Below are 24,149 nucleotides of genomic sequence, written 5' to 3'. Positions count from 1 at the left end.
GGCCAGCGGATCTGACGGTGAGTCAGTTCCGGGTGGGCGCGGCGGGCCTGCATGATCGCGTGCGGTGCGCCGGTCCCGGTCGCCCGCGGTGCGCCCGGCCCCGATCGCCGCCGTGCGTCAGCCCGGGCCGGTCGCGGTCGCGCGCGGGGCCACGCTCACCGTCACGGTCGTACCGATCGCCACCGCCTCGCCCGAACCCGGGGTCGAGCCGGTGACCACGTCGCTCCGGGAGGCCCCGGAGGGCAGCCCGATGTTCAGGCGGGCGTTCTTCAGCGCCGCGGTCGCGTCGGCGACGGTCAGGCCGGACAGCGGCGGGACCGTGGTCGTCACCGGAGCCGACGACGGGGCGGGATCGGTGGGTCTGATCGTGATCGGCGGCCGGATGACCGGCGGCGTGGTCCGAACCCCGGACATGGTCACCACGATCTCCGCCTTGTCCCGATCCACCTTCTTCCCGGCCGCCGGGTCGGTGGAGGCGATCGTGCCGCCGGTGCCCTTGACGACGCCGCGAAAACCCTTCTCCCGCAGCAGCGCGACACCCTGCGCCTCGGTCATCCCGACCACGTTCGGCACGGTCAGCTTCCCTGGCGCGCCGGTGCTCGGCGAGGCCGAGTCGGACGCCTCGGGTGTGCTGGTCACCGGCGCCTCGGTGGTCGGCACGGCGGCCGGGGAGGACGCGGCCGAGGAGCCCGCCGACCCCGTCGGGACGACCTTGGCCGCCGGCTTCTTGTCGTCCGAGCCCGCCATCGCCATACCGATCAGCAGCGCCGCGACGATCGCGGCCACCGTCGCGGCCACGGCGCCGGCGATTCTGGTCCGCCGCTTGCCGCCCCGACGCTCACGATCGTCGTGGTACGGATCCACCGGTGCGCCGACCGGTCGCCGGCCACCGTCCGGGTCGCGGTCCGTGGACACCACCCGCACCGAGAACGGCGCGCACGCGGACACCCGCATGTCCCGGGCGGACACCACCCGAACCGGGATCTCGCTCTCCTCGACCACCCGGGACACCGGTTCGAAGGCGCTGCCACCGCTGTCCGCGCCCACCTCGCCCAGGCCGAACATCCCGCTCGGCGCGACCTGGTCCTCGATGTCCGGGGGCACCGTGTAGACGATCGTCCAGATCCGGGTCTCGCCCGGATACACATCGGGCGCGCCGGGGCGGTCCAGGCCGATCCGCCGGCCGACGTCCCGGGGCAGTTCGGGGTCGTAGCGGTCCGGCGCGCTGCCCGCGTTGCGCAGGGTCAGCGTCACCATCACCGTCTCGCCGGCGGCCGCGGTGATCCGACGAGGTTCGCACCATGCCTGGACCGCGCAGGCCGGATCGCCCATGCGCTGGCCGTGCAGGTCGGTGCCGCATTGTTCGCCCGGGCAGTACGCGTCCGTCTCCAGATAGGGCGTACCGCACAGCAGACAGTGCACCATCGTCGTCGTCCCCCTCGTCGGTCGTACGACAGTGCGAGCCTGCCTACCGCACAAACGCTTCGGATGGGGCCGACTTCACACAATCCGGGGGCGCTCCGGTGCACTGCGTCACCGTCCGCCCCGGATGCCCGAATCCGGGGCGGCGACCTCGGAGCGGTAACCTCCCTTCGTGCCCAAGCTCTCCGACGTCGTCAGCGCCCTCGAACGGATCTACCACCCCGAGTGGGCCGAATCCTGGGACGCGGTGGGGCTGGTCTGCGGCGACCCGGACGCCGAGGTGCGCTCGGTGATGTTCGCCGTGGACCCGACCCGGGCGGTCGCCGACGAGGCGCTCGCCCGCGGCGCCGACCTCCTGGTCACCCACCACCCGCTGTTCCTGCGCGGAGTGCACTCGGTCGCCGCGACCGGATTCAAGGGGCGCGTCGTGCATACGCTGATCACCGGCGGCTGCGCGTTGCACGTCGCGCACACCAACGCCGACTCGGCGGCCCCCGGCGTCTCGGACGCGCTCGCCGCCGCGCTCGGACTGACCGTCACCGCCCCGCTCGACCCGGCCCCGGCCGACCCGAGCGAGTGCCGGGGCATCGGCCGGATCGGCGAGTTGGCCGCCGCCGAGACGCTCGCCGCTTTCGCCGCCCGGGCCGCCCGGGCGCTGCCCGCCACCGCGACCGGCCTGCGCGTGGCCGGCGACCCGGACCGCCTGGTGCGCACCGTCGCGGTGTGCGGCGGCGCGGGTGACAGCCTCTTCGACGCGGTCCGCCGCAGCGGCGCCGACGTCTACGTCACCGCCGACCTGCGCCATCACCCGGCCTCGGAGGCGCTGGAACACGGCGGCCCCGCGCTGCTGGACGCCCCACACTGGGCCACCGAGTGGCCGTGGCTGGCGTACGCGGCCCAGGAACTGACCCGTGCGCTCGCCGCGACCGGTACTACGGTGGAAACCCACGTGTCGGAACTAGTCACGGACCCGTGGACGTTCCACACACCGCACCGCTGAGCGCCGTGACGACGCGCATGTGGCCCGATCGGCCCGACCGTCGTCCGCAACCCCCGAAGCCACCCACCGAAACGCAACGGGTGGGCGGGTGGGAAGCAACCTCCCGCCCACCCGAGCCGCATCCAAGGAGCCCCCGCTGAACGCCGCGCCCGCCGACCAGCTCCGCCTGCTCGACCTCCAGGCCCTCGACTCGCGAATCGACCTGCTCGCCCACAAGAAGCGCACGCTGCCGGAGAACGAGGAGATCGACCGCCTCGGCTCCCGGCTCGCCCGGTTGCGCGACCTCGTGGTCGCGGGCGAGACCGAGGAGAGCGACGCGGCCCGCGACCAGACCAAGGCCGAGCAGGACGTCGACCAGGTCCGCAAGCGCGCCGAACGCGACCAGCAGCGACTGGACTCGGGCCACGTCACCTCGCCCAAGGACCTGGAGAACCTCCAGCGCGAGGTGGCCTCGCTCGCCAAGCGCCAGGGTGACCTCGAAGAGGTCGTCCTGGAGGTGATGGAACGCCGCGAGGACATCCAGGGCCGGCTGGCCAAGCTGGTCGCCGAGCGGGACGAGGCGCAGGCCGCGCGCGACGCCGCCGAGTCCCGGCGGGCCGCCGCCGAGGCGGAGATCGACACCGAGGTGAGCGCCACCACCAAGCAGCGCGCGGTGATCGCGGCGGCGATCCCGGCCGACCTGATGAAGCTGTACGAGCGCATCCGCGAGCAGTCGCACGGCGTGGCCGTGGCCCCGCTGTTCCAGCGCCGCTGCGAGGGGTGTCGGCTGGAACTGGGGATCACCGACCTCGGCGCGATCCGGGCGGCCGCGCCGGACGCGATCGTGCGCTGCGAGAACTGCCGGCGCATCCTCGTCCGCACGGCCGAGTCGGGCCTGTGAGGCTCGTCGTCGAGGCCGACGGCGGTTCCCGGGGCAACCCGGGGCCGGCGGCCTACGGTGCGCTGGTGCGCGACGCCGAGACCGGCGAGGTACTGCACGAGGTGGCCGAGGCGATCGGCGTGGCGACCAACAACGTGGCCGAGTACCGCGGTCTGATCGCCGGCCTGGGCGCGGCGCACGCGATCGACCCGACGGCGACCGTCGAGGTGCGGGCCGACTCCAAGCTCGTGGTCGAGCAGATGTCGGGCCGCTGGAAGATCAAGCACGCCGACATGCGCGACCTGGCGACCAAGGCCCGAGGCATCCACCCGCCCGGGCAGGTCACCTACACGTGGATCCCGCGGGAGCAGAACAAGCACGCCGACCGGCTGGCCAACGAGGCGATGGACGCGGCGGCCAAGGGCCGGGCCTGGACCCCGCAGGAGTCCACCGCGTTCGCCACGCCCCGGGCCCCGGGGCCGGAGGTCGAGGAGCCGATCACCACCAAGGTCCGCCCGACCGCCCCCGGTTGGGGCCCGGACCTGGGTCGCCCGACCACGCTGGTGCTGTTGCGACACGGCGAGACGGTGCTCACCCCGCAGAAGCGCTTCTCCGGCACCGGCGCCGATCCGGACCTGTCCGAGCGCGGTCGTTGGCAGGCCGCGCGGGCGGCCGAGGCGTTCGCCGAGCGCGGCACGATCGAGGCGATCGTGTCCTCGCCGCTGGGTCGCTGCCGGCAGACCGCGGAGGCGGTCGCACAACGACTGGGCCTGAAGGTGCGCGAGGAACCCGGCTTCCGGGAGACCGACTTCGGCGCGTGGGAGGGACTCACCTTCGCCGAGGCGCGCGAGCAGACCCCGGACGCCCTCGACGCGTGGCTGACCTCGGCGGACGCGGCCCCGCCCGGTGGCGAGAGCTTCACCGAGGTGGCCCGCCGGGTCGAGGTGGCCCGGGACAAGACGATCGCCCGGCATCCCGGCAGGACCGTGCTCGTGGTCACCCACGTGACGCCGATCAAGACACTGGTACGGATCGCGCTCGGCGCCCCGCCGGAGTCGATGTTCCGGATGGAACTGTCCGCCGCGGCGATCAGCGCGGTCCAGTGGTGGTCGGACGGCAACGCGTCGCTGCGGGTGTTCAACGAGACCGCGCACCTGCGCGGCGCCTGACATCGGGCGGCGTGGTCGAACAAAGGTTTGACGGCGCCGCCCGACGTGTGGCATAGTCGGAAGCGCCTTCAGCGTGCCCGCCAGTAGGAATCCGGGCGGACCACGCGGAGGACCAAACTTCCGAAAGCCCCGAGCCTGGGTTCAGGCCGGGGCTTTCGGCTTTGCCCGGCCGGCCCCGGACGGCTCGTCACGGTCGGCCCGACGCCTCCCGCGCCGTCGACCGGCGAGCCGCGTCGGCGGGGGAGGGGGCGAGAAAAAGGAAGGCGACGGATGAGTCGGCCTCTACGCCGGGTTCTGTCTCCCGGGAGCCTTGCGGCGCCCGGGGAGGCGGCCATCCATCTACGACTGCCGTTGCCGACAGCCTCCAGCGGTCTACCCGCGAACTCGGGCGGGCCGCCCTCGAACGTTCGCGCAGAGCACGTGTGACGGTGCTCCTCTTGACCTTGCTCCGGGTGGGGTTTACCTAGCCGCCCGAGTCACCTCGGGCGCTGGTGGTCTCTTACACCACCGTTTCACCCTTACCGATCGTCCGAGGACGTCGGCGGTCTGTTTTCTGTGGCACTGTCCCGCGGGTCGCCCCGGGTCGGTGTTACCGACCACCCTGCCCTGTGGAGCCCGGACGTTCCTCGGCGGAACCCTCCGAGGAGGAATCCCGACGCGGCCGCCCGGCCGACTCATCCGTCGTGCCCGCCATCCTAGCGGGTGCGCCCGGCGCCTTCGCCGGGGCGAACCGCACCCTGCGCCGGGCGTCGTCGGCCTCGGTCAACCGGACCCGGACCCGCTCGCCCAGGCCCAGACCCGGCCCGTCGAAGCGGGCTCGCACGGCGGGTTCGGCGAGTTGTACCGTCCCGCCGTCGCCGCGCTCGTTCAGGTCAACCACCACCGCGTCGAACTCGTCGCCGACGTGGTCGGCGAGCACGACCGCCTCGACCAGGGAGACCGCCTCGCGCTCGACCTCGTGCGCCCGCCGATCGCCGGTCTCCATCGCCTTCGGCAACTCGTGCAGCCGCGCGCCCACCCAGTCCGGCACGTCGGTGCCCGCGACCAGGGACACGCAGATCTCGCCCGCGTACCGGTCGACCAGCCGCCGCAGCGGCGCGGTCACGTGCGCGTACTCGTCGGCGACCGCCGCGTGCCCGGCCTGCTCCGGGACCCCGGCGTCGAACGCCGTGTAGCCCGCCCCGCGCAGCAGACCGGTGGCCTCCTGGAGGAACGCCGCGTGCCGCGGGTTGTCCGGATCGAGCGAGCGGATCACCGCGCCGTACGTGTCGCCGTCGGGCCATGCCACATCGAGCGCGCGGCCCACCCGCCGGACCTGGGCCAGCGCCTCCGGCGCCGGTTCGGGCAGCGTGCGCAGGATGCCGACGCCCGCGTACGTCATCAGGTCGGCGGCGGCGATCCCGGTCAGCAGCGAGATCTGCGCGTTCCAGCCCTCGGCCGGGATCGGCGCCCGGTATTCCAGGCGCCAGGTGTCGCCGTCCTCGACGATCTCCTGCTCCGGGATGGGCAGGCTCACCCCGCCCCGTTCGCTCTCCAGCACCTCGCGCAGCATGCCGATCTCGGCGAGCAGCGCCAACGGCTCCTCGGCGGTGCCCGCCTCGATCGCGCGCTGCACCTGGGGATAGTCGAAGCGGGCCCGGCTGCGCACCATCGCGCGAAAGACGTCGGTGCCGATCAGGTCGCCGGATTCGTCCAGGTCGAGCACCCACACCAGCGCGGGCCGGTCCGACCCCGGCAGCAGGCTGGCCGCCGCCTCGGAGAGGATCGGCGGATGCAGCGGGATGCGCTCGTCCGGCAGATAGAGCGTCTCCACCCGGCGCATGGTCTCCGCGTCCAGCGCGCCGCCGGGGGTGACCCAGGCGGCGACGTCGGCGATCGCGTAGTGCACCCGATAGCCGGTGCCCCGACGCGTCAGGTGCATCGCCTGGTCCAGGTCCAGCGACTCGGCCGGATCGATGGTCAGGAACGGCAGTTCGGTCAGATCCCGGCGGGTCAGGCTCGGCCCGCGCCGGGCGGCAGCCTCCGCCTCCGCCGACACCTCGCGGGAGAACGGGCCGGGCAGCCCGAGGTCCGCACGCAGGCGGGTGAAACCGGCGCGAAGGCGATCACCGTCGGCGGACCTGATGTGGAGATGGCGACGAGGCACGGGTCGAGCTTAGGAAAGATCGGCTGCGGTGCGAAGGACTTCACCGGCTTTTCGCCCGCGCGCCCGGAGCCGCTGCGTCATGATCGGCCCGACTCCTCCCCATAAACTTGATCGACCCCCTTTCCGCCCGCGCCGCTTGGAGTCCCGCCCGTGCTCGTGTTGTTGCCGCCCTCCGAGGGCAAGGCCGCTGCGGGGACGGGCCCCGCGCTCGATCTCGCGGGCCTTTCGATGCCGGAACTGAACTCCGTGCGGCGGCAGGTGCTCGACTCGCTGATCACGCTGTGCGAGGGCGACGAGCTCAAGGCGCTGGAGGTGCTCGGGCTCGGTCCGAAGCTGCGCGGCGAGGTGCTGCGCAACCTGGACCTGCGCGAGGCGCCCGCGCTGACGGTGGCCGCGCTGTACACCGGTGTGCTCTACGACGCGCTGGACCTGCCCACGCTCACCGGCGCGGCGGCGGCGCGCGCGGCGGGTTCGATCCTGGTGTTCTCCGGCCTGTGGGGGGCGTTGCGGCCGACCGACCGGGTGCCGCCGTACCGCTGCTCGATGGGTGTGCGGCTGCCCGGGATCGGCGCGCTCGCGGGTCAGTGGCGCGCCGCGATGGCCCCGGTGCTGCCCAGGCTCGCGGGCGAGGAACTGGTCCTGGACCTGCGGTCGGCGGCGTACGGCGCGGCCTGGAAGCCGACCGGCGCGGTGGCCGAGCGGACCGCGACGGTACGGGTTTTGCACGAGCGGATCGTGGACGGCGTCGCCAAGCGCTCGGTGGTGAGCCACTTCAACAAGGCGACCAAGGGCCGGGTGACCCGGGACCTGCTGGTCTCCGGCGCCGAACCGCGCAACCCGGCCGAACTGGCCGACGCGCTGCGCGCACTGGGGTGGACCGTGGAGACGGCCGAACCGAAGCAGGGAGGCACGCCCTGGGCGCTGGACATCGTGGTCGCCGCGGTCTGAGTACGGCGGGCATGTGTGCGATTGCGATCGAAAGAAGACTCGCCTTGACAAATGAGGAGAGCTTCATGATCCTGACGCTTCCTCCGCGGGCCAAAAACAAGGCATTTCGTCCTACTTTGGATGATCCGTGCGCCGTGCTCGACGGAGGCGACGATCCGACATCCATGGGGGATGAGTGAGTTACCCGCCGCCGCCCGGCCAGGACCCGAACCAGCCGTACGGCCAGCCCCAATACGGACAACAGCCGTACCCGGGGCAGCAGCAGCCCGGCCAGTACGGCCAACCGCAGTACCCGCCGGGCCAGTACGGCCCGCCGCAGTACCCGAGCGGCTACCCGCAGGGCGCCGGCTACCCGCCCCAGCCCGGCCGCAGCCGCAAGGGCCTGTGGATCGGCGTCTCGGTGGTCGCGGTGCTCGCGATCGTCGGCGTGATCGTCGCGGTCGGTATGTCCGGTGACGACGACAAGAAGAGCTCGGCGTCCTCGACGTCCTCGGCGAGCGCGTCGACCGGCTCGAAGTCCGGATCGGCGACGCCGTCGACCAAGCCGACCAAGCGCGTCACGTCGCCCGATCCGGACACCGACGAGGATTCGGACCCGCTGCCCGGCGGGGGCGGCGGACTCGGCGAGAACAACTTCCTCAGCACGTTGCACCTGCTCGTCCCGGCGACGAAGTCGAAGCCGGACGCCGAACTCGTGGCCCAGGGCAAGCAGGCCTGCGCGGACCTCAAGTCCGGGAAGAGCCTGGTCGAGACCGCGACGAAGGTGACCGCGGTGAGCGCGATGCAGGAGAAGGCCATGCTTGTGGGCGGTGCGGTGCCCGCGTTCTGCCCGGAGCAGAGGGGCAACATGAAGTAGGGCTCGTCGGTCCCGCAGTGAACGAGTGAATCTCGCCCGCCGCGCGTTTCCGCCCCCCCACCACGTCGTTGACCAGCGTGCCGAACCTGGTCGGCACGTTACGTGGAGGAACAACGCTGTGACGAACATGAAGAAGATCGCCGCCGTCGCGGCCATGGCCGGTGGCATCGCGGCCATGGGCGCCGGCGTGGCGACCGCGAGCGCCGAGTCCGAGGGCGCGGCGGTCGAGTCGCCGGGTGTCGCCTCGGGCAACCAGATCGCCGGTGACCTGCACGTCCCGGTCAACATCTGCGGGAACACGGTCGACATCCTGATCGCCGTGCTCAACCCGACGTTCGGCAACACCTGCGTCAACGCGGGCTGATCCACGCGCCGCGGCCCGCCTCCCGGGCCGCCGCCGGCGCGACCGCCCCGTTCCCGGCATTCGGGAACGGGGCGGTCGTCGTTGCGGGCGGCGCGCCGAACCGAAGCGATCCGCGATGTACATTTCTCGCGGGTTCACGGCGTCGTACCGGTGCTATTCCGATCACCTGCGAACCCGGTCGGCATATCGACTCGGGCGACCCGCGATGATGGGGATTGCTCGGGCCGGTCTTCCGCGTTGTATACGCAGAGGCGCCGTGTGGGGCGCGTACGAAACGCACGCGGAAGAAGGGGTTCCATGGAGCGAATGGGCAGAATGGCCGGATGGCTGCGCCGTCGACCGCGTGAGGATCCGGACACCGTTCGCGACCGGCGGGCCGGACTGCTCATGGACCTGGTCGAGCGCGGCTGGCCCGTCTGTCCGGCGGCGCACCCGGTGGGCTTCGGCTGCTCCTGTGACCGGGTCGGCTGTCCGGCACCGGGCATGCACCCGGTCTCGTTCGCGTGGCAGACCCAGGCGTCCACCGACCCGGTCCAGGTGGCGCGCTGGCTGGAGTTGTATCCGGAGGCCAACTTCGTCACCGCCACCGGCGCGGGCCACGACGTGTTGGACGTACCCGCGCGGGCGGGCGAGATCGCCCTCGCGGTATTCGCCGAGCAGGGCATCGAGATCGGTCCGGTGGCCTCCTGCGGCCCCGAACGCACGCTGTTCTTCACCGCGACCCGCGGCACTCCCGCCGACGAGGACGAGTGGTGGCCGTGCGAGTTGGACTGCCATCCCGAGACGCTGGACGCGCATCCGGGCCTGCGCTGGCACTGCCGGGGCAGCTATGTGCTGGTCCCCTCCGCACAACACCCCTCGGGGCAGCAGGTGCGCTGGATCCGGGGTCCCGAACTGCCGCTGCCCGACCCGCTGCGGGTGCTGGACGTGCTCACCGACGCGTGCGACACGGTGGGCGCGACGGCCGGCGACGTGCGCTGGATGTAGCCCGGCCCGCCCGCCCCGGCGCCGGCGGATCACTCGCCGTCGGCGCCGACCAGGCCGTACATCCAGCCGACAAGCTGCACCTTGCCGCCGGCCTTGGGGACCACCGCGACGTACTCGGAGAGCCGGTGCTCGGTGACCGCCCTGGTCGGCTTGCCGGTCAGGAAGGTCAGGGTCGAGGGGTCCACGTCGCCCAGCCGGCGCGGCGGTTGCACGGTCAGCTTGACGCTGTGCTGGAGTGCGAAGAGCACCAGTGCGCCGCCGTCCTTCGTGCGCAGCGCGAGCGGCGGGAACTGGTTCGCCGCGCCGTCCACCGTCTGCCGCACGAAACCCTCACCGATCGGCTCGTCACGCTGCTTGCGCAACTGCGCGGTGTACGGGTCGGGCCCGAACAACTCGGCGCGGGTCTTGCCGTCCTTGAGGAACTCGGTGAGCACGGGCCCCAGTTCGCCGGGCGCGGCGGCCAGTCCGGCGGCGTTCGGGGCGACCGGTTCGAGGTAGCCGTCCGCGTCCCGCCGCAGTTCGGGCAACGGGCTCTGCAGGGTCGGGCCCCACGCGGCCTGCCAGACCGCGTCCGGGTTCGCCTTGACGAACACGAGCAACTGCGGCTTGGCGTTGTTGAAGTTCGGCGTGCTGTGCACGGCGAACCACTTGGGCCAGCCGATCACCTTGGGGATCAGGAACTCGGGCCGCTCGTGCTTGATCGGCGCCTTGCCCAGATTGCCGCGCGGGTCGGTGAAGCTCAGGATCTTCAGACCGGCCTGGTCGAGCGCGCCGAGCGAACCGGTCTCCACCCGTGCGTTGAGCGGGAGGTCGCGGTTCGCGTAGGCCTGGTTGTTCTGCACCTCGTAGTCGTGCAGCACCTTGCCGGCCTCGTGCCGGTCCAGGGCCTCGACGGGCGTCGTGGAGCCGTGGACGGCGACACAGCCGGTGGCGGTGAGCGCCGTCACGAGCAGGGCGGCGGCCGTGGCCACCGCGCGGGATATGCGCATCGGTACTCGGCACTCTTCCAGGGGAGCGGGCAGGAGGAGATCTCGCGAAACCTTACTGCCCGCGCCCGGTGCCGCACCGCGCCCGCCCGGTGTCGACCACGGCCACACGGAAGTACACGCAGCTACGCGACGGTCAGGACCTCGGCGCCGGTGTCGGTGACGACCAGGGTGTGCTCGAACTGCGCGGTGCGCTTGCGGTCCTTGGTGACCACGGTCCAGCCGTCGTCCCACATGTCGTAGTCGTAGCTGCCCAGGGTCAGCATCGGCTCGATGGTGAAGGTCATCCCGGGCTCCATCACGGTGGTCGCCCGCTCGTCGTCGTAGTGCGGGATGATCAGCCCGGAGTGGAACGAGCTGTTGATGCCGTGGCCGGTGAAGTCGCGGACCACGCCGTAACCGAAGCGCTTCGCGTAGGACTCGATGACCCGGCCGATCACGTTGATCTGGCGTCCCGGCCGGACCGCCTTGATGCCCCGGTTCAGCGCCTCGCGGGTGCGCTCGACGAGCAGCTTCGACTCCTCGTCCACGTCGCCGACCGGGTAGGTCGCGTCGGTGTCGCCGTGCACGCCGCCGATGAACACGGTGACGTCGATGTTGACGATGTCGCCGTCGTTCAGGCGCGTGGTGTCCGGGATGCCGTGGCAGATCACCTCGTTGATCGAGGTGCAGATGGTCTTGGGGAAGCCCCGATAGCCCAGGCAGGACGGATAGGCGTGGTGATCCAGGACGTACTCGTGGGCGATCCGGTCCAACTCGTCGGTGGTCACGCCCGGTGCGATGTGCGCGGCGGCGGCCTCCATCGCGCCCGCCGCGATCCGGCCCGCGACGCGCATGCGCTCGATCGTCTCGGCGTCCTGCACCTCGGGCCCCGTGTACGGGGTCGGCGCCGGCTTCCCGACATACTCCGGCCGCGGGATGTCGGCGGGAACAGAGCGGATGGGGGTTGCCTTACCGGGTACGAGAATCGCCATAACCAGCGAGTGTAGCCGGCGCCGCGACCGAGGCATCGATCGATACGACGGATACGACCGGATACGACGGACAGCAGCTCGAGTGGGCGGAGGACGGGTCGTGAGGTTGAGACTGTGGCGCAAGCCCGAGGGGCGCGCCGGCGAGTGGTACTACTGCATCAAGCACGCCAAGGTCGAAGAGGGACCGGAGTGCCCGGCTCGCGACCGGCTCGGACCGTACGCCACCCGTCGGGAGGCGGCGAACGCGCTGGAGACCGCGAAGACGCGCAACCAGGTCTGGGAGAACGACCCCAACTGGAACGACCCCGGGCGCCGCTGAACCGGCCGCTCGGGCGGCGGTCGGGTCACTCGGAGGGTTCGGGGACCCGCCCGCCGCCCGCGGTGAGCACTCCGGGCAACTCGGAGATGCCGGACACCAACCCGGTGGGATCGGCCGGGCCCTCCAAGAGCAGGACCACGGCCGCGGCCCGGGGCTCGATGGAGGTCTCCCCGGGGTCCTCCGCGGCCTCGCGGTCACGGTTGTGCACGGACACGTCCACCACGGTGAACCCGGCGCCGGTACAGGCGACCAGGACCGCGGAGAGCACACCGTGCCCGGGAAGGTAGCCGATCCGGACCTCGGCCACCCGGCTCCGCGGCCCGCTTATCCTGCGGATGATCGGCGGATAGCCGTACACGACCACGAAGTGCAGCGTGGTGACCCCGATCGCGAGATAGGGCAGGCCCGCGCCGCAGGCCATGCCGATCGCGCACGTCAACCAGACGACCGCGGCGGTGGTCAGGCCGCGCACGGTGTCGCGGCGGACGAAGATCAGGCCGCCGCCGATGAAGCCGATGCCGGAGACCACCTGCGCGGCGATCCGGGACGGATCCCAGCCGACGTGGCCCGCGGGCAGCACGTCGGCGAAGCCGTACTTGGAGATCTCCATGAACAGTGTGGTGCCCACGCCGACCAGTGCGTGGGTGCGCAGTCCCGCGCTCTTCTGGCGCACCTCGCGCTCGACGCCGATCACGCTGGAGAGCACGAAGGACAACATCAGCTCGGAGAACTGGGTCCACCCCTGACTCTGCGCGATCCCCTGCGACCAGGCCGCCAGGGTCGTGCCGGAATCCACGCGCCCACCTCCTCCGCCCGGGACCGGGGGTCCCGGGGCTGCTCGACCGCTTTCCCGTCCCCCGCACGCTACGACCTCGGACAAAGCCGTGGGTTACGCGCGGGGGTCCGGAAACCGGCGATCGAGGGAGGGGTGGGCGTGGGTCAGGCGCGGCGCGACCCGGCCATGGTCCGCTTTCGCGATCCGCTCGGCGTGGATACCGCCTTTCGGGTGCGCGAGGCGCCGGTCCTGGAAACCGCCGTCCGCGACGCCGTTGTCCTCGATACCGCCTTTCGAGTGGTCGAGGGCTTGGTCGAGGCCTTTCGGGATTCCGCCTTTCGGGGTGGTGCCTTCGCCGTGGCGGACTTGGCGGGCGCGCTCTTGCGCACCGTGCCGCCGCGCTTGGCGACGGTCCGGGCGACCGGCGTCCGGCGGGGCGAGGCCACGGACTTCGACATCCGGGCTCGGGCCGAGGCCGGGGCGTCGACGGTGCGGTCGTCGACCGTTTCGGTGTCGCCGTTGCGCTGGACGGACCGAAGCGCGGTCAATGCCGCGCGCTTCGTGTCATAGGGCGACGACTTGATGATGGTCGAACCGTTGGCGGCTGCCAGGACGAATCCGTACTTGCCGGAGCGTCCCTTGGTGACAATGAATTTGGCCGGCACTGCGTCTCCTTGGAGAGCGTAGAGAAAGTTTTCTCTTCCAAGGAAACACGGTTCGTCCCGGTTGTCATATATAAGTGCTATTTCGGAGTGAATCGACCCGCACAGCCGAAAACCAGTGTGACCTCGACTGCATCCGGGTGCGCACCCCGTGTCCTCTGCGGTTTCGGCCGGCAGGATCGCGCCCATGACAACCCCCTCGTCCCCCAAACGCGACCCGCGTGACCTGCCGAACATCGACCATCTGGTCGTGGGCGTCCTCGGCGGCACCGGCGAGCAGGGCCGCGGCCTCGCGTACCGCCTGGCTGTCGCCGGCCAGAAAGTGATCATCGGATCGCGCAACGCCGAACGGGCCGCCTCCGCCGCGGCGGAGCTCGGCGCCGGTGTGCGCGGCGCCGACAACGCCACCTGCGCGGCCGAGAGCGACATCGTGATCATCGCCGTGCCCTGGGAGGGGCACCGCGACCTGCTCGTCGCGCTCAAGAGCGAGCTCGCGGGCAAGATCGTCGTCGACTGCGTGAACCCGATGGGCTTCGACAAGCAGGGCGCGTTCGTGCTCGACGTCGAGGAGGGCAGCGCTGCGCAACAGGCCGCCGCCGTGCTCACCGACTCGGCCGTCACCGCCGCCTTCCACCACGTGTCCGCGGTGCTGCTGCTCGACCCGAACGTCGAATCCCTGGACACCGACATCATGGTGCTCGGCGACCAACGCGACGCCACCGACGCGGTGCAGGCGCTCGCCTCGCGGATCCCGGGCATGCGCGGTGTGTACGCCGGCCGGCTGCGCAACGCGCGTCAGGTCGAGGGGCTCACCGCCAACCTCATCTCGACCAACCGCCGCTACAAGGCGCACGCCGGTCTGCGCGTCACCGACGTGTGAGGCCGCGATCCCGGGTGCGACCCACGACGCACTCGTTCGAAACGGCGTGAGGCCCCGCACATCGTCGGATGTGCGGGGCCTCACGCCGTTTCGCCTCGCCGGTGCCGCCCGGGGTCAGGCCAGCGACGCGGCCCAGGCGCCCAGCGGGCGGGCGACCAGCTCGCCGGCGTTGTTGTCGATCGCGTCCTGCAGGCCGGCCAATACGTGGGTGACCATGCCGGCGGTCGCCGGGTCGGTCAGCACGTGCTGTACGTCGGCCTCGACGCCGAGCCGGGTGTGCACCTCGGGGACGGAGATCTCCGGGCCGGAGACGACGAAGTTGTTCAGGTCCCGGAGCAGCGTCTTGAGCTGGATCAGCGCGCGGATGCCGCCCTGGACGCCCGGCGAGGCGGACATCGCGACGATCGACTTGCCGGCCAGCACGCCCCGCGCGTACGGACGCGAGGCCCAGTCCAGCGCGTTCTTGAGGACGCCGGGCAGGCTGCGGTTGTACTCGGGGGTGGTGATGATCAGGCCGTCCGCCTCGGCGATCGCCTCGCGCAGGCGCACCACGGACGCCGGCGGGTTGGCCTCCAGGTCCTGGTTGAAGTGCGGGAGTTCGTCCAGACCCTTGTACACCTCGATCTGCATGCCCTCGGGCGCGAACGGCTGCAGGGCGTGCACGAGCGCGGTGTTGAACGACTCGGCGCGCAGCGAGCCCGAGATGGCGAGGATGCGGGTCATGGGTTCCTCCGTGGAGACGGCGAGGCGGAAGTGGTTGAACGCTTAACAAACTACTCCGGGTTTGTTGTCGGCTCAACTTTCGCTGGTCAGCGGGCGTGCCGCGGGCCCGGCTCGGCGCCCCGGGGGCGCCGCCGGCCGGTGCCGGCGGCCGGGTCGGCGGGGGCGACAATGGAAGCGCGTCGCGCCCGTACCGCCCGCGACCCGTTCCTCGCCCGCGCCCGTCTGGAGCCCCCGTCATGCCCCGCATCGTCGTCCTCGCCGTGATCGTGTGCGTCCTGGCGCTCGCCGCCGCCGTGGTGGCCTTCGTCGGCGGCAGTTGGCTCGGCGTCCCGTTCGTGCTGCTCGCCGCGCTGGACGGGAACATCGCCTTCTACTACCTGCGCCGGCACCGGGTGCGCCGTTCGCGTGAACTCGCGGCGCAGGGCTGATCCGGCGGTCGACGGGCCCGGTGCCCGTCCCCCGTATGGGTGGATGCCGGCTTCCGGTGGTGTGTCGGCATCGAATTCGAACAAAGGTTCGGGCTAACCTTCGACCCGACGTTGTCCACAGGCGTACGCCGGTCGTGCCTCCGTGTCGGTGCGACGGGTTAGCGTTCAAGGTGTGAAGCGAACACCACAGACCGGCAAGGCGGCAGGCATGGCAGGACAGGATCGCGAGAAGGCGTTGGAGAACGCCCTCGCCCAAATTGAACGGCAGTTCGGGAAGGGTTCGGTGATGCGTCTCGGCGACGAGGCGCGCGCACCGATCGAGGTCATTCCCACCGGCTCGATCTCGCTCGACGTGGCACTGGGCATCGGTGGCCTCCCGCGGGGCCGCGTCGTCGAGGTCTACGGCCCGGAAGGCTCCGGCAAGACGAGCCTCGCGCTGCACGCCATCGCGAGCGTGCAGCGGGCCGGTGGCATCGCGGCGATCGTCGACGCCGAGCACGCGCTCGACCCCGAGTACGCGAAGAAGCTCGGCGTCGACACCGACGCCCTGCTGGTGTCGCAGCCGGACACCGGCGAGCAGGCACTGGAGATCGTCGACATGCTGACGCGCTCCGGCGCGGTCGACATCATCGTCATCGACTCGGTGGCGGCGCTCGTGCCGCGCGCCGAGATCGAGGGCGAGATGGGCGACTCGCACGTCGGCCTCCAGGCCCGACTGATGAGCCAGGCGCTCCGCAAGATCACCGGTGCGCTCAACCAGACGAACACCACCGCGCTGTTCATCAACCAGCTCCGCGAGAAGATCGGCGTGATGTTCGGCTCGCCGGAGACCACGACCGGTGGCCGGGCGCTGAAGTTCTACGCGTCGGTGCGACTGGACATCCGGCGGATCGAGACGCTCAAGGACGGCACCGAGGCGGTCGGCAACCGCACCCGGGTCAAGGTGGTCAAGAACAAGTTGGCCTCGCCGTTCAAGCAGGCCGAGTTCGACATCCTCTACGGCGTCGGGATCAGCCGCGAGGGTGGCCTGATCGACATGGGCGTCGAGCACGGCTTCGTGCGCAAGTCCGGCGCCTGGTACACGTACGAGGGCGACCAGCTCGGTCAGGGCAAGGAGAACGCGCGGAAGTTCCTCAAGGACAACCCCGACCTCTCCGACGAGATCGAGAAGAAGATCAAGGAGAAGCTGGGGGTCGGCCCGCGGGTCGACGTGCCGGCGGAAGCGGAACCCGAGGAGGGCTGAGCCCGTGGGTCGCCCTGCCGGCGAGTGGTCGAACACGTGGGGGGACGGATCCGAGGACGGACCCGTCTCCCCGCCGATCGACGCCGCCGAACTGCGGGCCGCGTTGGCGGCCGTCACGGCACGTGCCGCGACGGGGGGTCGAGCCGCGCGTGGTGGTGCCGAGGGAGGTGCCGCGCGCCCAGCCGGCCCGACGCGACGCGAGCTCGGGGAGCGCGACGCGCGGGAGTACGACCCGGAGGACGACGGCTCGGGGGCCGCCGCCTCGAGGACGTACGAGCGGGCCGCCGGTCGGCGGTCCGAGGACGGTCGGGCCAAGCGCGGCAAACGGGACAGGCGGGAGCGGGCCGGGACTCGGGGCCGGGCCCGTCGGGACGCGGACGACGAGGGCATCGACGGCGCGGAGGGGGCCGATGCCGCGCCCGAACCGCTCGCCGATCCGGAGGCCACCGCGCGGGCGATCTGCCTGCGCCTGTTGACCGGGCGCGCCCGCACCAGGGCCCAGTTGGCGGACGCGCTGCGCCGTCGGGAGGTGCCCGACGAGGTCGCCGAATACGTACTGGGCCGATTCACCGACGTGGGACTGATCGACGACACCGCCTTCGCGGGCGCGTGGGTCGACACCAGGCACACGGGCAAGGGCCTGGCCCGCCGTGCCCTGGCCAGGGAACTGCGGCAACGCGGTGTGGACGCGGTCGTGGTGGACGAGGCGGTCGCCCGACTCGATCCGGAACAGGAATTGGAGACCGCCCGGGCCCTGGTGGCCCGCCGGTTGCCGGGCACGCGCGGCCTGGACCGGGACAAGCGCATCCGCAGGTTGGCGGGCATGCTCGCGCGCAAGGGATACGGCGAGGGCTTGGCCCTGCGAGTGGTCCGGGACGCGCTGGCGCACGAGGCCGAGACCGACGAAGCCGGCGACAGCGACGAGACCCCGTGGCGAGCCTGGGACGGACCGGTCTGATCCGGGCCCCCGCGGCGCCGGTCGGTGACCTAGCCTGGGGAGCGTTGTCCGAGCCGTCGGACCGCCACAAGCGCGTCCCTCGGCGCGCACACGTCCCTGCCGTCCGCTTGAAGGGCCATCCGCCTTGGCGATCAGTGTGTTCGACATGTTCTCGATCGGGATCGGCCCGTCGAGCTCCCACACGGTGGGTCCCATGCGCGCCGCGCGGATGTTCGCGCAGCGGCTCAAGAGCGAGGGTGTCCTGGATCGGGTCGCCTCCGTCCGGGTCGAGCTGTACGGCTCCCTGGGCGCGACCGGCCACGGCCACGGCACCCCGCGCGCGGTGCTGCTCGGCCTGGAGGGCTACTCGCCGCGCACCGTCGATCCGGAGGAGGTGGAGCCGGAGCTGGCGCGCATCCGCGAATCGGGGATGTTGCGGCTGCTCGGTGTGCACGACATCGCCTTCGACGGCGACCGGGACCTGGTGCTGCACCGACGCAAGACGCTGCCGTACCACGCGAACGGGATGACCGCGTGGGCGCGCGACGCGGACGGCACCGAGTTGCTCACCAAGACCTACTACTCGGTGGGCGGCGGCTTCGTGGTGGACGAGGACGCGGTCGGCGCGGATCGGGTCAAGCCCGACGACACCGTGCTGCGCTACCCCTTCCGCACCGGCGACGAACTGTTGCGGCTGACCCGGGAGACCGGGCTCTCGGTGTCCGCGCTGATGCTGGAGAACGAGAAGGCATGGCGCACCGAGGCGGAGATCCGCGCCGAACTGCTGGAGATCTGGCAGGTGATGCGCGCGTGCGTCGAGCGCGGACTGGCCACCGAGGGCATCCTGCCGGGCGGGCTCAAGGTGCGCCGCCGTGCCTCGCGGACCGCCCGCACGCTGCGCGCCGAGGGGGACCGACCCACGCACGCGATGGAGTGGGTCACCCTGTGGGCGATGGCGGTCAACGAGGAGAACGCGGCCGGCGGCCGGGTGGTCACCGCGCCCACCAACGGCGCCGCCGGGATCATCCCGGCCGTCCTGCACCACTACGTGGCGACCGTCCCGGGCGCGGACGAGGAAGGCATCGTCCGCTACCTGCTCGCCGCGGGCGCGATCGGCATGCTGTTCAAGGAGAACGCGTCGATCTCCGGCGCCGAGGTCGGTTGCCAGGGCGAGGTGGGCTCGGCGTGCGCGATGGCCGCCGGCGGCCTGGCCGAGGTCCTGGGCGGCACCCCCGAGCAGGTGGAGAACGCCGCCGAGATCGGGATGGAGCACAACCTCGGGCTCACCTGCGACCCGGTCGGCGGCCTGGTGCAGATCCCGTGCATCGAGCGCAACGGCATGGCCGGCGTCAAGGCGGTCACCGCCGCCCGAATGGCTCTGCGCGGCGACGGTCGGCACCACGTCTCGCTGGACAAGGTGATCAAGACCATGAAGGAGACCGGCGCGGACATGAAGGTCAAGTACAAGGAGACCTCACGCGGCGGCCTCGCCGTCAACATCATCGAGTGCTGAGCGGGGTGCTCGAGCGCCGTCCGGTCGGCTGCGCGGGGACCGGTTCGGGCCGCCGCGCGGGTGACGCGCGCGACGCCCGCGTGTTGCCGATCCCCACGGGACACATGAGGTGTGCTCCCGGGAACGAAGGGTAGGCATGCGCCCGTGAACGATGCGAGTGGTCCCCTTCTGGTGCAGGTGTCGACGGTCGGAGCCGGTCACACATTGGTGACCGTGCACGGCGAGATCGACATGGACAGCGGTCCGGTACTCGACGACGCGCTGAGCCGACAGGTGTCGGCCGGGCTGACCCGGCTGCTGCTCGATCTGTCCTCGGTGGCGTTCATCGACTCGTTCGGCCTGCGGATCCTGGTCCGGGCCGAGCGGCGGGCCCGCGAGGCGGGCGGTTCGTTGCAGCTCATCGCGCCGACCCGGGCGGTCGCGCGGGTGCTGCGGCTGACCGGCTTCACCCTGATGGTGGCCGTGCACGACACCGTGCGAGAGGCGATCGAGGCACAGGACAGCCCGGCCGGGCACGAGTAGGCCCGCCCAGCCGGTCAAAAACGGCGAGATTCATGATCAAAATGAGGCCGAGGGGTGGCCGGATTCGATCATGCACGCCACACTTGGAGTGTCCGCGCGCCGGATGTTTCTGCTGTCGCCCGAAGGCCGTGGACCTGTGGCCGTCCCGTCGAGCGCAAGCCCGACGGGACGGCCGCCGCATGTCCGGGGCGGGGCGGAGTGAGGCGGCCCCGCCCGATCAGGCCAGCGTGCGCTCGAGGAACCGCGCGATCGTCGAGCGGTACTCGCGCGCCTCGGGCAACAACGCCGTGAGTTCGCCCGCGCCGTGCACGAAACCGTCCCAGCGCTTGGCCTCGACCGCGACGCCGGCCGCCTCCAGTTGCTTCGCGTAGGCCTCGCCCTCGTCCCGCAGCGGGTCGTACTCGCCGGTGAGCACCAGCGCGGTGGGCAGCCCGGCGAGGTCTTCGGCGAGCAGCGGTGAGGCGAGCGGGTCGGTGCGCTCGCTGCGCGGGCTGGTCAGGTAGAGCCGGATCGCCTCCTCGAGCGCCTCGCGGGTGAGCAGCAGGCCCTCGCCGTTCTCCTGCACGGAGGCCCCGGACAGGGTCAGGTCCAGGATCGGGGCGTCCAGCACCTGGGCGAGCGGGGTCGGCTGGCGGCGATCGCGCAGCATGATCGCGCAGGCCGCGGCCAGGTTGCCGCCCGCGCCCGCGCCGCCGATGGCGACCTTGTCCGGGTTGACGCCGAGCTGGAAGGCGCGCTCCTGGACCCAGATCCACGCGGCGTACACGTCTTCCAGGGGCCACGGGAACTTGAACTCGGGTGCCAGGCGATACTCGACCGAGATCACCACGGCGCCGCTCTCGGCGGCGATGTGTGCGCAGTGCGCGTCGGAGCCGTCCACCGAGCCGTGCCACCACGTGCCGTCGTGCAGGTACACGTAGCCTGGACGACCGCCCCTGGGGGCGGCGCCGGCCGGCGTGTACACGCGGGCGGTGATCTTGCCCGGTTCGGGCTCCTTCACCGTGATGTTCACATCCCGCGTCGTCACACCTTCCGGCGCGGGCTCGACGAACGCGAGGATGGACGACTCGAGAGCTTTGTTCGACGCGGCACGACGCTCCGCCAGGGGCAGGTCGGCCGGAAGGGGCGGCGCGGCGGCGACAGCGTCGAGAATCGGCTGGATCTGCGGTGCGACGGGCATGCGACTCCTCCGAACGGACTACGAAGCAGCACAGTAGAACTTCGCGCCCGGAGTTGACAGGGCGTCAGAAGTCGAACGCGTGACATAGGCCACACAGAAAACGCGCGAAGGGCGTCAACCGTGTCAGTTGCCCTCGGCGTTGAATAACCGGAACCCACTGAGGAGTACGTGTTGACCGTCATCGACGAGCCCCGGATACCGGGCGCGCCGCCTTCGACTTCGGGCCGGGGCACCCCCGACGAGAACTCGTCGGGGGCCCTGTCGGTCGCGGAGCGCGGCATCCGGCTGCTGTGGCCGCCGTTGGCGGTATACGCGGGCACCGCCGTGCTCCAGCTGCTGGTGCTCTCGTGGATGATCCCGGCGGGCGGTCCGAGCCTCCGCGACCGACTGTTGCAGTGGGACGCGCACTGGTACGTGGACGTCGCCGCGCACGGCTACCCGGACAGCTTCACGTACACCCCCGAGGGCGACCTCACCGGCAACACCCTCGCGTTCTTCCCGCTGTATCCGGGCCTGGTCCGGATCGTGCACTACCTGACCGGCACCGACTACGAGACGGCCGGCCTGATCGCCGGACACCTCGCGACCGCCGTCGCGCTGTGCGTGCTGTACGTGTTCATGCAGCGCCTGTACGACCGGCGCGCGGCGCTGGTGATGACGGTGCTCGTGGGCGGCGCGCAGCCGATGGGCGTGGTCTTCTCGATGGCCTACAGCGAGACGCTGTTCCTGGCGCTCGCGGTGGGCACGCTGCTCGCGGCGCACCGACGGGCCTGGATGACCGCGGGCCTGCTCGCGTGCCTGACCAGCGTCACCCGACCGGCCGGCATCGCGGCGATCGCCGCGCTGGGGGTGGCCGCGCTGTTGGAGATGTGGCAACACCGGCGGCTCCTGTATCCGCCGATCGCGGCGTGTGTGATCGCGTGTCTGGGCATGCCGATGTACCTGCTGTGGGTGGGCACCCGGCTCGGTGAGACCGACGCGTGGTTCACCATCCAGGACGCCGGCTGGGGCACCAGGTGGGACAACGGCGAGGCGCTCTGGCACTTCCTGACCGACACACTGCGCAACGGCGACCAGTGGATAGCGGTCAGTACGGCGGTGCTGATCATCGCGGCCGTGGTCGGCTCGCTGGTCGCGCTGAACCGACGGATCTGGCCGCCGCTGGCGGTGTACGGCCTGTCGATACTGGTGATGACGCTGTGCCAGAGCAACTACTACCACTCGAAGCTGCGGCTGATGATCCCCACGCTGCTGTTCTTCGTCCCGCTCGCGACGGTGCTGGCGCGTGCCCGCACGCGTACGGCGGCATTGGTGCTCGTCGGGATGTGTCTGTTCGGCATGTGGTACGGCGCGTACATGCTCACCACGTGGCACTACGGGATCTGATCCGGGCCCGGGTCGCGGGCCGCCGTCCTCGAACGCCGCACGGGCCGATCGATGGTCGCCCGTGCGGCGTTCGCGGACGAGGCGGGTCCGGCCGCCGCGTCAGTGCCCCGCGCCGCGGGCGCGGTCGATGGTCTCCTCGAGGATGTCCAGGTGCTCGGGGGGCAGGTGCGCCGCGAGGTAGCCGTCCGGCCGGATCAGCAGGATCGTGTGCGCGCCGGCGCCCGGGTACTCCGGGGTGACCACCAACTCCGCCGGTGCGGCGAGCTTGTCCAGGCGCGCGCGCAGCCGCGGCATCAGGCCCGCCTCGCGCCAGCGGTCGCCGTGCCACACCTCTATGCCGGGGGCGATCAACAGCACGACCAGTCCTCGGTCCAGACACTCGGTCAGCCACCCGTCGGCGCCGTCCGCGCGGACCACGGGTACGTCCCGGATGCATTCGCCGACCCCGGGGCCGGGGGTGAGCAGCGGCGAGCCGGTGTAGTCGGGGCCCGACGTGCTCGCGGCCGGACCGCGCGGGTCGAGCCGGCGCAACGTGGTGCCCTTGCCGCGTGCGCCCATCAGGGTCAGCCGGCGGCCCATCTTCTGCGCCGGACTCACCGGCGCGAGGAAGTGCAGCGCGTCCTCGCCGAGCGCCAGCCGTCGCCTGGCGGCCCCCCGGCGCTCGCCGTGGTAGGTCTCCAGCAGCCGGATCGGGGCGTATCCGCGCAGCGTGAAGGCCAGCTTCCAGGCCAGGTTGCGGACGTCCTGGAGGCCGAGTTCGACCGCGTCCGCGGCGGACGGGTGGACCAGGTGCGCGGCGTCCCCGGCGAGCAGCACCCGGCCGACCCGGAAGCGGCGGGCGAGCCGCTGGTGCACCTCGTACTCGCCGCTCCACAGCAGGTCGTGCGCGGGATCCTCGGCCCCGTCGGAGTCGGGGGAGAGCGCGTCCAGCGTGCGCAACACCGAACGCACCCGCGCGGAGACCCGCTTGGGGTCGGCCAGGTCGCCGACGACCTGGATCACCCGGGTCTCCTCGGCGGCCTTGGCCACCCCGTGGGCCATCGGGAGTTGCCAGGTCAGTCGCCATACGTCGTCCGGCAGCGGCTGGGCCAGGACCGTGCCGCCGCGGTGGAAGGGCGGGTCCACGAACAACCACGGGGTGGCCGGCCCGCTGGTGTCCGGCGTCGGCGGCTCGTCGGCGAGCGAGGGGTCCGGCGGGACCAGCGAGGTCGCGGTGATCCGGCGCGGCAGCCGTACCTTCACGTCCGCGCACAACATGCGGTCCACCCGCGGGCGGCCGGGGAAGCGCACGTTCACCGCGCGCCGGACCACCGAGCGCGCACCGTCGCAGGCGACCAGCCACTGCGCGCGCCACTTGACCGGGCCGCCGGGGCCGCGGGCGAGCAGGGTGACCGAGGTTTCGTCCTGTTCGACCCCCTCGATCCGATGCCGCCACGCGGTGGTCACCAGTGGGCTCGCGTGCACGGCGTCCAACAGGGCGCGTTCCAGGCGCTGTTGGGAAAGCCCGTAGCGAACCGGGGCCTCCGGCTCGTCGACCGGCTGCGGGACGTCGCGGCTGCGTCGGCGGATCCGCTGCACGCCCCACGGCTCGGCGGCGCCGTCGAGCCGGGTGCCGGTCAGGTCGTAGACGAAGGCCAACGTCGCGCCGTCGAGCGCGCACGCGCGCGAGCCCGCCCGCGGTGTGCCGTTGCCGGAGTCCACCACGACCGAGCGCACCCCGCGCCCGGCCAGTGCCAGGGCGGCCGCCAAACCGGCGGGCCCGGCACCCGCGATGATCACCGAGTCCGCGCGCGGAGCGTTGCCCGCCATCGTGGCCCCCCAAGTGTTGCAAGACGTGTCGTACTCGTCGCCCATCATCCGGCACCGGGGC

The 24,149-nt window shown here is 71.8% G+C and carries 23 protein-coding genes, 1 other RNA gene and 1 pseudogene; 15 read left to right on the top strand and 10 right to left on the bottom strand.

Annotated features, from left to right (window positions below; translation table 11 throughout):
• Nucleotides 1-117 precede the first annotated feature (117 nt).
• Complete coding sequence (locus ACIRL2_RS02190; RefSeq protein ID WP_402229494.1) at nucleotides 118-1,425, bottom strand: PASTA domain-containing protein; 1,308 nt, start codon at nucleotides 1,423-1,425, stop codon at nucleotides 118-120.
• Nucleotides 1,426-1,594: 169 nt separating this feature from the next.
• Between ACIRL2_RS02190 and ACIRL2_RS02185 the strand changes: the two genes are divergently transcribed.
• From ACIRL2_RS02185 to ACIRL2_RS02175, 3 genes are all read left to right on the top strand, one after another.
• Nucleotides 1,595-2,422: a Nif3-like dinuclear metal center hexameric protein gene (locus tag ACIRL2_RS02185; RefSeq protein WP_395869437.1), complete on the top strand. Its 828-nt coding sequence runs from the start codon at nucleotides 1,595-1,597 to the stop codon at nucleotides 2,420-2,422.
• 136 nt (nucleotides 2,423-2,558) lie between these two features.
• Nucleotides 2,559-3,302, top strand: a complete 744-nt coding sequence (locus tag ACIRL2_RS02180; protein ID WP_402229627.1) for a zinc ribbon domain-containing protein — start codon at nucleotides 2,559-2,561, stop codon at nucleotides 3,300-3,302.
• Nucleotides 3,299-4,450 (top strand): bifunctional RNase H/acid phosphatase, encoded by a 1,152-nt coding sequence (locus tag ACIRL2_RS02175; protein ID WP_402229492.1) that lies wholly within the window; start codon nucleotides 3,299-3,301, stop codon nucleotides 4,448-4,450. The genes ACIRL2_RS02180 and ACIRL2_RS02175 overlap by 4 nt, the downstream gene beginning before the upstream one ends.
• Before the next feature lie 267 nt (nucleotides 4,451-4,717).
• Here the strand turns inward: ACIRL2_RS02175 and rnpB are convergent.
• An RNA gene (gene rnpB / locus ACIRL2_RS02170) (RNase P RNA component class A) lies at nucleotides 4,718-5,127 on the bottom strand.
• A gap of 41 nt (nucleotides 5,128-5,168) precedes the next feature.
• Nucleotides 5,169-6,596: pseudogene (locus tag ACIRL2_RS02165) on the bottom strand (RNB domain-containing ribonuclease); the annotation flags it as partial.
• 150 nt (nucleotides 6,597-6,746) lie between these two features.
• Between ACIRL2_RS02165 and yaaA the strand changes: the two are divergent.
• The 4 genes from yaaA to ACIRL2_RS02145 all read left to right on the top strand — a co-directional run bounded on the left by yaaA (nucleotide 6,747) and on the right by ACIRL2_RS02145 (nucleotide 9,751).
• On the top strand, nucleotides 6,747-7,544 hold the full coding sequence (gene yaaA, locus ACIRL2_RS02160; protein ID WP_395869434.1) for a peroxide stress protein YaaA: 798 nt from the start codon (nucleotides 6,747-6,749) through the stop codon (nucleotides 7,542-7,544).
• A 175-nt stretch (nucleotides 7,545-7,719) separates the two neighbouring features.
• Nucleotides 7,720-8,400 carry a DUF732 domain-containing protein gene (locus tag ACIRL2_RS02155; protein ID WP_395869432.1) on the top strand — a complete coding sequence of 227 codons (681 nt, stop codon included), beginning with the start codon at nucleotides 7,720-7,722 and terminating at the stop codon, nucleotides 8,398-8,400.
• A gap of 127 nt (nucleotides 8,401-8,527) precedes the next feature.
• Nucleotides 8,528-8,764, top strand: coding sequence for a chaplin (locus ACIRL2_RS02150; protein WP_395869604.1), 237 nt, complete (start codon nucleotides 8,528-8,530; stop codon nucleotides 8,762-8,764).
• Nucleotides 8,765-9,061: 297 nt separating this feature from the next.
• Nucleotides 9,062-9,751 carry a bifunctional DNA primase/polymerase gene (locus ACIRL2_RS02145; RefSeq protein ID WP_395869430.1) on the top strand — a complete coding sequence of 230 codons (690 nt, stop codon included), beginning with the start codon at nucleotides 9,062-9,064 and terminating at the stop codon, nucleotides 9,749-9,751.
• A gap of 29 nt (nucleotides 9,752-9,780) precedes the next feature.
• Here ACIRL2_RS02145 and ACIRL2_RS02140 read toward each other — a convergent pair whose 3' ends face one another.
• The gene (locus ACIRL2_RS02140) at nucleotides 9,781-10,740 is read right to left on the bottom strand and encodes a hypothetical protein (RefSeq protein WP_402229488.1); all 960 of its coding nucleotides are present in this window, start codon (nucleotides 10,738-10,740) and stop codon (nucleotides 9,781-9,783) included.
• A gap of 122 nt (nucleotides 10,741-10,862) precedes the next feature.
• A complete protein-coding gene (gene map, locus ACIRL2_RS02135) occupies nucleotides 10,863-11,711 on the bottom strand; it encodes a type I methionyl aminopeptidase (RefSeq protein WP_395869426.1) in 849 nt (282 codons plus the stop codon).
• A 106-nt stretch (nucleotides 11,712-11,817) separates the two neighbouring features.
• Here map and ACIRL2_RS02130 point away from each other — a divergent pair, with 106 nt between their 5' ends.
• On the top strand, nucleotides 11,818-12,030 hold the full coding sequence (locus tag ACIRL2_RS02130; protein WP_395869602.1) for a hypothetical protein: 213 nt from the start codon (nucleotides 11,818-11,820) through the stop codon (nucleotides 12,028-12,030).
• 25 nt (nucleotides 12,031-12,055) lie between these two features.
• Here ACIRL2_RS02130 and ACIRL2_RS02125 read toward each other — a convergent pair whose 3' ends face one another.
• A complete protein-coding gene (locus ACIRL2_RS02125) occupies nucleotides 12,056-12,826 on the bottom strand; it encodes an MgtC/SapB family protein (RefSeq protein ID WP_402229485.1) in 771 nt (256 codons plus the stop codon).
• 143 nt (nucleotides 12,827-12,969) lie between these two features.
• The gene (locus tag ACIRL2_RS02120) at nucleotides 12,970-13,656 is read right to left on the bottom strand and encodes a DUF1508 domain-containing protein (protein ID WP_395869422.1); all 687 of its coding nucleotides are present in this window, start codon (nucleotides 13,654-13,656) and stop codon (nucleotides 12,970-12,972) included.
• On the opposite strand from ACIRL2_RS02120, the gene npdG reads away from it, so the two are divergent.
• Entirely contained in the window at nucleotides 13,655-14,347 is a 693-nt protein-coding gene (gene npdG, locus ACIRL2_RS02115) for an NADPH-dependent F420 reductase (protein WP_395869420.1), read from the top strand. The genes ACIRL2_RS02120 and npdG overlap by 2 nt on opposite strands.
• Nucleotides 14,348-14,461: 114 nt before the next feature.
• Here npdG and ACIRL2_RS02110 read toward each other — a convergent pair whose 3' ends face one another.
• Nucleotides 14,462-15,070 carry an NADPH-dependent FMN reductase gene (locus ACIRL2_RS02110; protein WP_395869418.1) on the bottom strand — a complete coding sequence of 203 codons (609 nt, stop codon included), beginning with the start codon at nucleotides 15,068-15,070 and terminating at the stop codon, nucleotides 14,462-14,464.
• 236 nt (nucleotides 15,071-15,306) lie between these two features.
• Between ACIRL2_RS02110 and ACIRL2_RS02105 the strand changes: the two genes are divergently transcribed.
• The 5 genes from ACIRL2_RS02105 (at nucleotide 15,307) to ACIRL2_RS02085 (ending at nucleotide 19,713) form a co-directional block, all read left to right on the top strand.
• On the top strand, nucleotides 15,307-15,498 hold the full coding sequence (locus tag ACIRL2_RS02105) for a hypothetical protein (RefSeq protein ID WP_395869416.1): 192 nt from the start codon (nucleotides 15,307-15,309) through the stop codon (nucleotides 15,496-15,498).
• Between the two features lie 208 nt (nucleotides 15,499-15,706).
• Nucleotides 15,707-16,741 carry a recombinase RecA gene (recA, locus tag ACIRL2_RS02100; RefSeq protein ID WP_395869415.1) on the top strand — a complete coding sequence of 345 codons (1,035 nt, stop codon included), beginning with the start codon at nucleotides 15,707-15,709 and terminating at the stop codon, nucleotides 16,739-16,741.
• 4 nt (nucleotides 16,742-16,745) lie between these two features.
• The gene (gene recX, locus ACIRL2_RS02095; RefSeq protein ID WP_402229481.1) at nucleotides 16,746-17,699 is read left to right on the top strand and encodes a recombination regulator RecX; all 954 of its coding nucleotides are present in this window, start codon (nucleotides 16,746-16,748) and stop codon (nucleotides 17,697-17,699) included.
• A 124-nt stretch (nucleotides 17,700-17,823) separates the two neighbouring features.
• On the top strand, nucleotides 17,824-19,191 hold the full coding sequence (locus ACIRL2_RS02090; protein ID WP_395869411.1) for an L-serine ammonia-lyase: 1,368 nt from the start codon (nucleotides 17,824-17,826) through the stop codon (nucleotides 19,189-19,191).
• 111 nt (nucleotides 19,192-19,302) lie between these two features.
• Nucleotides 19,303-19,713 (top strand): STAS domain-containing protein, encoded by a 411-nt coding sequence (locus ACIRL2_RS02085; protein ID WP_395869409.1) that lies wholly within the window; start codon nucleotides 19,303-19,305, stop codon nucleotides 19,711-19,713.
• Between the two features lie 217 nt (nucleotides 19,714-19,930).
• Here the strand turns inward: ACIRL2_RS02085 and ACIRL2_RS02080 are convergent, their stop codons facing one another.
• The gene (locus tag ACIRL2_RS02080; protein ID WP_395869407.1) at nucleotides 19,931-20,893 is read right to left on the bottom strand and encodes an alpha/beta hydrolase; all 963 of its coding nucleotides are present in this window, start codon (nucleotides 20,891-20,893) and stop codon (nucleotides 19,931-19,933) included.
• Between the two features lie 171 nt (nucleotides 20,894-21,064).
• Here ACIRL2_RS02080 and ACIRL2_RS02075 point away from each other — a divergent pair, with 171 nt between their 5' ends.
• Nucleotides 21,065-22,279 (top strand): hypothetical protein, encoded by a 1,215-nt coding sequence (locus ACIRL2_RS02075; RefSeq protein WP_395869405.1) that lies wholly within the window; start codon nucleotides 21,065-21,067, stop codon nucleotides 22,277-22,279.
• 99 nt (nucleotides 22,280-22,378) lie between these two features.
• Here ACIRL2_RS02075 and ACIRL2_RS02070 read toward each other — a convergent pair whose 3' ends face one another.
• A complete protein-coding gene (locus ACIRL2_RS02070) occupies nucleotides 22,379-24,088 on the bottom strand; it encodes an FAD-dependent monooxygenase (RefSeq protein WP_402229478.1) in 1,710 nt (569 codons plus the stop codon).
• Between the last annotated feature and the right edge of the window lie 61 nt (nucleotides 24,089-24,149).

The organism is Embleya sp. NPDC127516 (genome assembly GCF_044765325.1).
GTDB lineage: Bacteria > Actinomycetota > Actinomycetes > Streptomycetales > Streptomycetaceae > Embleya.
This window is presented reverse-complemented; position numbering and strand designations above follow the sequence as displayed.